General features: G+C 73.3%; 10 protein-coding genes and 2 pseudogenes. 5 read left to right on the top strand and 7 right to left on the bottom strand.

Annotated features, from left to right (window positions below; translation table 11 throughout):
* The 5 genes from thpR to ACSNN7_RS27560 all read right to left on the bottom strand — a co-directional run.
* Positions 1-493: RNA 2',3'-cyclic phosphodiesterase (thpR, locus tag ACSNN7_RS27580; protein WP_436683955.1), on the bottom strand; the 493-nt coding region annotated here is incomplete at its 3' end.
* Positions 490-1005: a hypothetical protein gene (locus ACSNN7_RS27575; RefSeq protein WP_436683954.1), complete on the bottom strand. Its 516-nt coding sequence runs from the start codon at positions 1003-1005 to the stop codon at positions 490-492. The genes thpR and ACSNN7_RS27575, both read right to left, overlap by 4 nt.
* A 108-nt stretch (positions 1006-1113) precedes the next feature.
* Positions 1114-2400 carry an MFS transporter gene (locus ACSNN7_RS27570; protein WP_436683953.1) on the bottom strand — a complete coding sequence of 429 codons (1287 nt, stop codon included), beginning with the start codon at positions 2398-2400 and terminating at the stop codon, positions 1114-1116.
* Between the two features lie 70 nt (positions 2401-2470).
* Positions 2471-2920, bottom strand: coding sequence for a MarR family winged helix-turn-helix transcriptional regulator (locus ACSNN7_RS27565; RefSeq protein ID WP_436683952.1), 450 nt, complete (start codon positions 2918-2920; stop codon positions 2471-2473).
* Positions 2921-3042: 122 nt separating this feature from the next.
* Positions 3043-4521, bottom strand: coding sequence for an NCS2 family permease (locus ACSNN7_RS27560; protein WP_436683951.1), 1479 nt, complete (start codon positions 4519-4521; stop codon positions 3043-3045).
* A gap of 88 nt (positions 4522-4609) precedes the next feature.
* Between ACSNN7_RS27560 and ACSNN7_RS27555 the strand changes: the two genes are divergently transcribed.
* On the top strand, positions 4610-4867 hold the full coding sequence (locus ACSNN7_RS27555; protein WP_436683949.1) for a DUF2530 domain-containing protein: 258 nt from the start codon (positions 4610-4612) through the stop codon (positions 4865-4867).
* A 3-nt stretch (positions 4868-4870) separates the two neighbouring features.
* On the opposite strand, the gene ACSNN7_RS27550 is transcribed toward ACSNN7_RS27555, so the two are convergent.
* A complete protein-coding gene (locus ACSNN7_RS27550; RefSeq protein ID WP_436683948.1) occupies positions 4871-5710 on the bottom strand; it encodes a DUF3027 domain-containing protein in 840 nt (279 codons plus the stop codon).
* Between the two features lie 87 nt (positions 5711-5797).
* Here ACSNN7_RS27550 and ACSNN7_RS27545 point away from each other — a divergent pair.
* The 3 genes and pseudogenes from ACSNN7_RS27545 to ACSNN7_RS27535 all read left to right on the top strand — a co-directional run.
* Positions 5798-7237, top strand: a pseudogene (locus ACSNN7_RS27545) (MFS transporter); the annotation flags it as partial.
* A gap of 90 nt (positions 7238-7327) precedes the next feature.
* A pseudogene (locus ACSNN7_RS27540) lies at positions 7328-7600 on the top strand (hypothetical protein); the annotation flags it as partial.
* On the top strand, positions 7597-8247 hold the full coding sequence (locus ACSNN7_RS27535) for a futalosine hydrolase (RefSeq protein ID WP_436683947.1): 651 nt from the start codon (positions 7597-7599) through the stop codon (positions 8245-8247). The pseudogene ACSNN7_RS27540 and the gene ACSNN7_RS27535, both read left to right, overlap by 4 nt.
* On the opposite strand, the gene ACSNN7_RS27530 is transcribed toward ACSNN7_RS27535, so the two are convergent.
* Positions 8210-9121, bottom strand: coding sequence for a GNAT family N-acetyltransferase (locus ACSNN7_RS27530; RefSeq protein WP_436683946.1), 912 nt, complete (start codon positions 9119-9121; stop codon positions 8210-8212). The two genes, ACSNN7_RS27535 and ACSNN7_RS27530, sit on opposite strands and share 38 nt — an antisense overlap.
* A gap of 713 nt (positions 9122-9834) precedes the next feature.
* Between ACSNN7_RS27530 and ACSNN7_RS27525 the strand changes: the two genes are divergently transcribed.
* Positions 9835-10134: MqnA/MqnD/SBP family protein (locus ACSNN7_RS27525; RefSeq protein WP_436683944.1), on the top strand; the 300-nt coding region annotated here is incomplete at its 3' end.

Genomic DNA, 10134 nt, shown 5'->3' with positions numbered 1-10134 from the left:
CCGGCCCGGTGTAGTCGCCGAGCGCGACCCGGTCGGCCTCCACGTCGGCGGGGTCGATCCGGTCGCCGGGGCGGGCGATGGTCAGATGCGGGCGGAACGGCCTCTCGTCGTGCGGGAGGCGGTTGCGGCGCAGCCCCATCCGGATCAGCCGGCCCAGCACGTGCAGCGCCTCGACGTCGCCGAGCAGGTCCACCCAGAGGACGGTGAAGCGGCCCCGGCCGAACCGGCCGCCCCCGCCGAGCCGGAGCCGGGGCGCGCCGTCCCGTCCGGCGCGGGACGTCTCGGCGGCGAGCCCGAGCGTGCTCTCCACGTCGACCAGGCGGTCCGCCTCGACGTCGCCGAGGAAGGCGAGCGTGACGTGCAGGTTCGCCGGGTCGGCGAGGCGTACGTTGATCCCGGCGGCGGACGCGGCGCCGACCCGCAGCCCGGCGATCCGGTCGGTCAGGTCGGCGACCACGGCGGGCGGCGGATAGACCGCGACGAAGAGTCTCACGCCCACCGGTGGCGGGGTCGGCGGCCGGCGGCGGCGGCCGGCAGCACCAGCCCCGCCTGGACCAGCAGCCCCTCTACCCGCACCCGCTCGATCTCCCGGTCGACGCCGGTCAGCTCGGTCAGGTGCTCGGTGATCCCCAGCGCCCGGCAGGCGGCCCGGAGCCGGTCGTCGTACGCGTCGATGACCGAGGTGTGCCAGACCACCGAACGGCCGCGGGCGGCGAGCCGGTGCCCGCCGAGGCGGCGCAGGTCGGCGGCGATGCGTTCCAGGGGTTGCCGGTCGGCCCGGTCGAGCTGGGTCAGGTCGATCTCCCGGGTGAGGGCGTCCGCCTCGACCGCCCGATCCAGCCGGGCGATGGTGCGGCGCTCGCGGCGCCCGTCGCGCCACTCGGCCCAGCCGCAGGCGACCCGGTCGATGATCTCGTCGAGACAGAAGAGCAGGGCGAACGCCGCGGGCAGGCATGCCACCGCGAGGAACGCGAGTACCAGCGCCAGTGCGCCACCGCCTGCCACACATCGACGCTAAGCCCCACGCCTGGCTCCCGCTACCGGAATGCCGGTATCCGAACACGAAACCGGCCCGCTCCCGGCGGATGGCGGGGCGGGCCGGCGGCGCGGCGCTCAGCGGTCGAGCGACGGGACCACGTAGAAGCGGGGCATCGGCAGCACCCGGAAGCGCAGCCGGGCCCCGGAGCGGCGAAGCTGCCAGGCCAGCGCGAGCAGCGCGGTGGCCAGCGAGATGAGGCCACCGATCCAGATGCTCGCCCCGGCGCCGTAGGTCTCGGCGACCCAGCCGATCAGTGGGGCGCCGACCGGGTTGGTGCCGAGGAAGACCAGCACCCAGAGCGCCATGACCCGGCCCCGGAAGGCGGCGTCGACGCCGAGCTGGACCCGCTGGTTGGCGGCCTGGGCGAAGAAGACCATGAAGAAGCCGGTGGGCAGCAGCAGCGCCACCACCAGCCAGTACGCCGGCGCGAGCCCGACCAGGGTGCCGAAGACGGCACAGCCGACCGCCGCGCCGAGCACCAGCCAGACCGAGGGGCGGCTGCGCCGACCGGTGCCGGACAGCGCCCCGACCAGGGCCCCGATCGCCAGCGCGGTGCTGAACAGGCCGAACGAGGCGGCGCCGGTGCGGAACACGGTCTTGGCCAGCGCGGCCAGGGTGAGCTGGAAGTTGAACAGGGTCATCCCGACCACCGACATCACCGCCATCGGCAGCAGCAGGTCGGGCCGGCGGAAGACGTAGCGCAGCCCGTCGATCACCTTGGCCGAGTCGCGCTCACCGACCGGCGGCAGGTCCTTGCGGTGCAGTTCGGCGGGGCGCATCCGCACCACGGTGGCCAGCGGGGCGATCGAGCTGACCGCGGTGAAGAGGAACACCGGGCCGACGTCGAAGGCGGCGATGGCCAGACCGGCCACGGCCGGGCCGACGATCCGCGCCGAGTTGAACACCGCCGCGTTGAGCGAGAGCGCGTTGGGCAGCAGCGACATGCCCACCAGCTCGGAGACGAACGCCTGCCGGACCGGGGTCTCGACGGCGTTGGCGACGCCGAGCAGGGCGGCGAAGGCGAAGACGTGCCAGAGCTGGACCAGGTCGGTGAGGACCAGCACGCTCATGGCGAGCGCGAGGACCGTCCAGAAGGCGTTGGCGACGAAGAGCAGCAGCCGCTTGTCGTACCGGTCGGCGAGCCGGCCGGAGAGCAGGGTGAGCAGCAGCACCGGGGTGAACTGGAGTGCGGTCACCACCCCGAGCGCGGTGGCGGAGTCGTCGGAGAGCTCGAGGACGAGCCAGTCCTGGGCGATGAACATCATCCAGACGCCGATCAGCTTGATCAGCTGCCCGGATGCGAATAGCCGGTAGTTACGGACCTGTAGGGACTGGAACATCGTGCTCAGCTTCGCCTGCACTCTTGGTGCGCCTCCTCGGTGGTACGCCTCATCCACGGCGGACGGTGCGGACCCCGAGGTACGGGTGCGGTCAGGCCCTGGCGAGCTGCTGGAGGATCTCGGCGGCCCGCCGCAGCGTGTCGCGTTCGTCCTCGTCGAGCGCGGCCAGCCGGCTGGCCAGCCACTCGTCGCGGGCCCGCTCGAACTGGTCGAGCACGGCCCGTCCCCCCTCGGTCGCCGCCAGGATGACCTGACGACCGTCGGTCGGGTGGGGGGTGCGCTGCACGAGGCCGCGCTCCTCCAACTTCGCGACGATCTTGGTCATCGTCGGTGGCTGCACCCGCTCGACGTCGGCCAGTTCCCGGGGCGTCAGCGCGCCCGCCAGCTTCAGGCTGGTGAGCGCGGAGAGTTGGGTGACCGTCAGGTCGCCGACCGGGCGGGCCTGTCGGACCCGCCGGTTGAGTCGGGTGATCGCATCACGCAGCTGGGGGGCCAGCTGCGCCGGTGGCACGCTTTTCGCCGTCACCGTCCGCTCCGTCACAGTAGTTAGCATAACTAATGAGCCTGGCTAACGACATGCGATATGACCACGCTCACGAGGGAGTTTGTGCTGCTCCGGGCCGGGTACCCGATTTCGGCCCCGGCCCGGAGCGGCGAGTGGAGCTACAGCACCACGGACTCGATCGGCCCGCGCAGGAAGTAGAGCACGAAGAGCGCGGCCACCCCGTACAGCAGTGGGTGGATGTCCCGCGCCTTCCCCTTGGCCAGCTTCAGCACCACGTAGCTGATGACGCCGGCGCCGATGCCGTTGGAGATCGAGTAGGTGAACGGCATGAAGGTGATGGTGAGGAACGCCGGAATGGCGATCTCGTAGTCGGTCCAGTCGATGGTGCGTACCGCGGTCATCATCAGGAAGCCGACCACCACCAGCGCCGTCGAGGCCGCCTCGAAGGGCACCACCACCGACAGCGGCGCCAGGAACATCGCCAGCAGGAACAGGGCGCCGGTGACCAGGTTGGCCACGCCGGTCCGGGCACCCTCCGCCACACCGGCGGCGCTCTCGATGTACGACGTGTTGCTGGAGACGCTCGCCGCGCCACCGGCCGCCGCGGCGATCGAGTCGACCAGCAGGATCTCCTTGGCCCGCGGCGGGGTGCCCCGCTCGTCGAGCATGTCCCCCTCCTGGCCGATCGCCACCATCGTGCCCATGGTGTCGAAGAAGTCGGTGATCAGCAGGGTGAAGACGAACATCAGCGGCACCAGCCAGCCGGCGCGGCTCCACGAGTCCAGCACGTTGAAGTTGCCCAGCAGCGACAGGTCGGGCAGGTCCACCACCTGCTTGGGCAGCTCCGGCACGTTCAGCGACCAGCCCTTGGGGTTGGGCTTGCCGTCGACGAAGGACGGCCCGACGTTGGCGATCGCCTCCACGACGACCGCCAGCACGGTCGAGGCCAGGATGCCGATCAGGATCGCGCCGCGCACCCGGCGTACCACCAGCACCAGGGTCACCAGCAGGCCGACCACGAAGACCAGCATCGGCCAGCTGACGATCCTGCCGTTGATGCCCAGGCCCACCGGCACGGTGGTGTTGGCGGCGTCCGGGAGCCGCCGGACGAAGCCGGCGTCGACCAGGCCGATGATGGTGAGGAAGAGACCGATACCGACGCCGATCGCCGTCTTCAGCTGGGTGGGAACCGAGCGGAAGACCGCGGTACGCAGGCCGGTGAGGACCAGCACGCCGATGATCACACCCTCGATCACCACCAGGCCCATCGCGTCCGCCCAGGTCATCTCCGGGGCGATCTCGTACGCGACCAGCGCGTTCACGCCGAGGCCGGCGGCCAGCGCCATCGGGAATCGTCCGACGACTCCCATCAGCATCGTCATCAGGCCGGCGACCAGGGCGGTCGCGGCGGCCAGTGCGGGGATCGAGAGCTTCTGGCCGTCGCCGTCGACGGCACCGCCCAGGATCAGCGGGTTCAGCACCACGATGTACGCCATCGTGAAGAAGGTGGCCAGACCACCCCGTACCTCGCGGCTCAGCGTCGAACCACGGGCGGAGATCTCGAAGAACCGGTCGAAACCGGTGCGGGGGTGGGCGGGATCGGGTGGAGTGCCGTTGTCCGGCGGCGCAATGGCCATCAGGTCCCTCGCAGGTGATCTTCCGTTGTCGCGCGCATCGTCCCAGATCAGGGGCGGGCAGCAAAAGTTGATCGCGTACGCTTTGCCCGTGCCCCAGCAGCAAGCGCCGCGGCCCGAGCCGCTCGACCCGCCGATGGTCCCGTTCGCGGTGGCCGGGCTGATCGCCTGGGCGGTGGTGGGCCTGGTCCTGCTGGTCTTCTTCCGGGGCTGGCTCACCGAGCACGGGCACCAGAACTGGCTCTGGATCTGCCTGGCTGGTTTCCTGTGGGGCTTTCCCGGCCTGGCCGTGATGATGCGGCACGACGCCAACCGGCGCCGCCGCCGCGAATCCGCCCCGCGGGGCTGACCGTCAGGAGTGGCCGTACGGCTCCGCCGGCTCGCCCGTCTCCACCGAGCCCGGCGCGCGACTGACCGACACGGCCTCCACCGCGCTGTCGTCGTAGATCGTCGGCATCTCGTCGACCGGGGACTCCGCCGCCTCGACCACGGCCTCGGAGTGTGCGCCGCAGCCGTGGTCGGCGCTGACCACCCGGCCGTCGTCCGGGGCGTAGAAGTTCCCGCAGGCGCCGAAGGACTGCCGCAGCGCGCCGGCCAGCGGCAGGTAGAAACCGCAGGTGCCGCAGCGGGCGGCGGCGGGCGCGGCCACCGAGATCGGCGCGGCCGGGCCGTGGTCGCCGTCGTACCAGCGCTGGGCGGTATCGGTGCGCCCCTCCCGGGACAGCACCCGGGGCCGGCCGAGGCCGAGCTCCCAGGAGACCTCCTCCACCGCCGGGTCGTCGGAGAGCAGGTAGCCGGGGGCGAGCCGCTCGTCGTCCGGCGCGGTGGGCAGCAGGTCGCCGGGGCCGAGGTCGCCCGGCTTGAGCCGCTCCTGCCAGGGCAGCCAGCCCGGGGCGAGCAGCGCGTCCGAGCCGGGCAGCAGCACGGTCTCGCAGACCGTGACGTGCTTGCTGCGCGGCACCCGGGTCACGGTGACCGCCCACCGCCAGCCGCGGTAGCCGGCGAGCTTGCACTCGAAGTAGTGGGTGACGACCCGGTCGCCCTCGGCGACGGCGCGCAGGTGGTCGCCGACGTCGGAGGGCTCCACCTCGGTGATGGCGTCGCGGGCGAGGTCGACGGCGGCGGCGCAGACCTGGTCGAGGCGGGCGGCGCGGGAGGAGGCGGGCCTGGTCACCCGTCCATTGTTCCCCATGCTCGTCGCCGCCCGACAGGGACTCCCCGATGACGTCTTACCCCGGTGGCGCGACGGGCGTGGATCAGATGGGCGAGGATGGTGCACATGCCGCTCTCCTCCCGCTCCGGGCGGTCCGTGCTCGGACGGACCGTCGGCACGGGCATTCGCGCCGTCCGTCTGCTCTTCCGCGGTTCGGTCAGTGGCGGACGCTGGATGACCCGGCGGGCCGGATCGGCCCGGGCCAAGGGCGCCGGCGGCGAGGTCGGCATGGTCCGCCTCTTCGATCTGCACGCGGTCTCCTGCGCCGGTGACACGCTGATCGCGATCGGCTTGGCGGGGACGATCTTCTTCGACGTCCCGCTCGGTGAGGCGCGCAGCAAGGTGGCGCTCTACCTGCTCGTCACGATGGTGCCGTTCGCCATGCTCGCGCCGGTGGTCGGCCCGCTGCTCGACCACTTCCGGCACGGCCGCCGGTACGCCCTGGCCACCACCATGCTCGGCCGGGCGTTCCTGGCCTGGCTGATCTCGGACTACATCGGCGGCTTCGGGCTCTACCCCGCCGCGTTCGGCGTGCTCGCGCTCTCCCGGGCGTACGGGGTGGCCCGCTCGGCGGCCGTGCCGCGGTTGCTGCCCGAGGGGCTCGGCCTGTCCCAGGTCGGTGCCCGGGCCAGCGTCTACGGCACGGTGGCCGGCGCGCTGGTGGTGCCGATCGGGCTGGCCGCCTTCTGGTTCGGGCCGCAGTGGCCGCTCCGGGTCGCCTCGGTGATCTTCCTGGTCGGCATGGTGATCGCGCTACGGCTGCCACCCCGGGCGGATTCCGACCCGCCGGAGCGGGTGCCCCGTCCGCTGCGGGCGCTGCGCCGCGACGGGGACCGGCCCCTCGGCCGGGGGCGTCCGGCCGGCCGCCTGGTGATCGCCACCCTGATCGGCGCGGCGGCGCCGCGCGCGCTCTACGGCTTCCTGCTGCTCTTCCTCGCGTTCGCGCTGAAGAAGGGCGATCTGGACACCGACTTCTTCGGTCGCGAGCTCAACGACCAGGCGGCGCTGGGCCTGGTCGGCGGGGCGCTGGCGGTCGGCGGCTTCCTGGCCACCGCGCTGGGCACCCGGCTGCGCATACACCGGCCCGCCGCGATCCAGTCGAGCACGATGGTCATCGTGGCCGGGGTGGCGGTCCTGGCGGCGTTGAAGTTCTCCCTGCCGATGGTCGCGGTGCTCTGCCTGGTGGCCGCGATGAGCAGCGGAATCGCCAAGCTGGCCGTGGACGCCTCGATCCAGGAGCGCATCCCGGAGCGGCTGCGGGCCAGCTCCTTCGCCCACTCGGAGACCGCCTTGATGCTGGCCTTCGTGGCCGGTGGCGGTCTCGGCCTGGTGCCGTTCGAGGGGCGGGTGGGCGTCGCGGTCGCCGCCGGGGTGGGCGTGCTCGCCGCCGCCCGGGGCATCGTGGTCGCCGGCCGGCTGCGCGGCGAACGACTGATCGGCCGCCCGCTCACCGACGAGGAACTGGCCGAGCGCGACGAGGCGGCGCAGGCCGCGCCCCCCGACCCGGGAGAGGCCCACGGCCCGGCGGAGGCCCGCAGCGCGACGGAAGCCCGCGGTGCGACGCAGGCCCGCAGCCCGGCGGAGGCCCGCGGTGCGGCGGACCCGGCCGGGCCGGACGGCGGCGGGCCGGGTCCGGCCGCCGCTCGGCGGGACGCGGGTGTGCGCGGCCCGGACCCGGCGGAGGACGCCGCCACGGCGGCCGCCGCCCAGGCCGCGCCGACCTCACCGGCGCCGACCGGCCACCGCGCCCCCGACGACAGCGCGCTGGCACCGCCCGGGTACCACATCTACCGGCCCTCCTCGGCGGTGGCGCGGCCCGGCGGGACCGACGACGAGCAGCGGCGGGAGTCCCCGGGGTCGGTGTCGTGACCAATCTGCTGGTGCTGACCGCCGTGCCGGCCGAGGCCGAGGCGATCCGGGCCGGCCTCACCGACCCGACGGTGACCGTACGGCCGGTCGGGGTCGGTCCGGCGGTGGCCGGTGCCGCCACCGCGCGGCTGCTGACGCTGGCCGAGGCAGCCGGTCGCCCGTACCGGGCGGTGGTGAGCGCCGGGATCGGTGGCGGCTTCGCCGGTCGGGTGGCGGTGGGCGCGACGGTGCTCGGTACCCGGAGCGTCGCCGCCGACCTGGGCGCGGAGTCGCCGGAGGGCTTCATCCCGGTCGACGAGCTGGGCATGCCGCCGGAGCTGCTGGGCGGCGGGCCGACTGTCGACGCCGACCCCGGGCTGCTGGGCGGCCTGCGGGCGGCGCTGCCGGAGGCAGTCGTCGGCGCGGTGCTGACGGTCAGCACGGTGACGGGCACGGCCGCGAGCACCCGCGCCCTCACCGATCGTCACCCGGACGCGGTGGCCGAGGCCATGGAGGGGTACGGCGTGGCGGTGGCCGCCGCGCACGCCGGTCTGCCCTTCGTCGAGCTGCGCACCATCTCCAACCCGATCGGCCCCCGGGACAGGGGGTCGTGGCGGATGCGGGAGGCGTTCACCGCCCTGACGGCGGCTGCCCGGGCGCTGCGCTGACGGGCCGGTCGAGCCGGAGCGCTGCGGGTCGACTGGCCTCGAGGCGGTAGCCGCAGGCGAGCAGGAAGGGGATCCCGCCGAAATCGGCGATCGCGTGGACGGTGGTGACGCCGACCCGGTCCATCTCCGTGCCGAGCAGGTCGATCAGTCGGCGCCCGATGCCGAGCCTTCGGTACTCGGCGGCGACCAGCACGCCGTCGAGCAGCAGCTCCCGCTGATCGCCGAGGTCGTGGCCCAGCAGAAGGTCCACGCTGCGCTCGTGCGCCCGAAGTTCGCCAACCAGCTCGCCGTCGGGCAGCTCGGCGACCAGACGCCAGGCCGTCGCCGGCAGCTCGTCGCCGCCGACGCGCCGCACCCGGACCTCGCGCCGGACCCGCTCCCTCCGACGGCTCCGGTCCCGGCGTTCCCGGTTCCGCTCATAGGTGACGGCGGGCAACGGCGTCAGCCACCGCTCGGGCGGCAGGTGGTAGACGTGCGCCCACCAGGCGCCCGGCCAGTCCTTCGGCTCCCGTACCTCCCGGGCGTCCAGGTGCGCGGGGCAATGCCGCCCCGCGCCGTCCCGAAGCTCCTCGTGCGGCACGGCCGGCAGCACCCCGCCAGGTAGCTCCTCGGCCCCGCCGGACACCTCCTCGGCCCCGCCGGACAGCTCCTCGCGCGGTGCGGCTGACAACCAACCGAACCGGCCGGACGCCGCCCTGACGAGTTGCTCGACCGTGCGGAACCCGGGGTCGACCGTCCGCCCCGACTCGATCCGCGCGATGGTGCTCTGCGGCACCCCCGACTTCTCGGCCAGCTCCCGCTGGCTCAGGTCGGCATGCCGGCGCAGCGCCCGCAGCGTCGCGCCGAGATCGACCATGGGTGCCGGATCTGTCACTGGACCATGCTCGACCGCGTCACCTCCCGTAATCAACAGTCGGCCCCAACCTGTGGAAAACCCTGTGGACAACGCTCGGAGCTGGGGACAAGGGGCTCGAGTGAGGCGCTAGCGACCTGATGGCATGGATGAGTCACCGACACCGAACCACAAGGCGCGCGCTGGAGCGCCCGCTGACGCCCGGCATGGCAACGCCACGTGCAGCTGACTGTGCCGGCTGGCAGGAACGGCATGGCAAACGCCACGTGCAGCTGACTGTGCCGGCTGGCAGGAATCGGCATGGCAACGCCACGTGCGGTTCGCTGAGCCGGCAGGAAGCAGCTGTCTCCGCCATCGCAGTCGCGGCTCGATCACCGCCGGCATCGAGGGCGTCCCCTCACGCCGTGCAGCGAGGCGACTCCTCATGATCCATTTACCATCCAGGGCAGACCCGGTGCCCGGCACCGACGCTGTGCATGCTCCGGACCGTGGTACCGCTGATCCATCCACGTCATCAAGTCGCTAGCGACACACTCACCCCTCATGCCCTCGGCCGCAACGAAGACCGGCGGGTTGCGACACCGGGACGTCCGGGGCCTCGGCAGGCGGCGTCAAAAGGCGGACGGCGGCGGGCTGCGGACGGCGGTGGACGGCGGACGGCGGACGGCGGCGGGCGGGGTCACAGGGAATGGGCGGGATGGAGTGGGGCGCGGGCGCGGGGCTACCGTGGGAGCGTGGCGCTCTCCCTGGCGATCTCGCCCTGCCCCAACGACACGTTCGTCTTCCACGCCCTGGTGCACGGGCGGGTGCCCGGCGCGCCGCCGGTCGAGGTGACCTACGCGGACGTGGACGTGACCAACACGGCCGCCGAGCGGGGCGCGTTCGACCTGGTGAAGGTGAGCTACGCGGCGCTGCCCTGGCTGCTGGAGGACTACCACCTGCTGCCCTGCGGCGGGGCGCTCGGCCGACCAGAGCCGGAAGAGCAGGTACGCGGTGGTGCGGTCGCCCGGCACCGCCACCGTGGCCCCAGTCAG

The sequence above is a fragment of the Micromonospora sp. URMC 105 genome (assembly GCF_051386295.1).
Classification (GTDB): Bacteria; Actinomycetota; Actinomycetes; order Mycobacteriales; family Micromonosporaceae; genus Micromonospora.
The sequence above is the reverse complement of the archived record's forward strand: the minus strand, read 5'-3'. Positions and strand labels throughout refer to the sequence as shown.

Bases quoted from the DNA above. Each gene is read 5' to 3' on its own strand.
- ACSNN7_RS27560 (WP_436683951.1), bottom strand. From the start codon at position 4,521: ATGGCCATTGCGCCGCCGGACAACGGCACTCCACCCGATCCCGCCCAC.
- ACSNN7_RS27550 (WP_436683948.1), bottom strand. From the start codon at position 5,710: ATGGGGAACAATGGACGGGTGACCAGGCCCGCCTCCTCCCGCGCCGCC.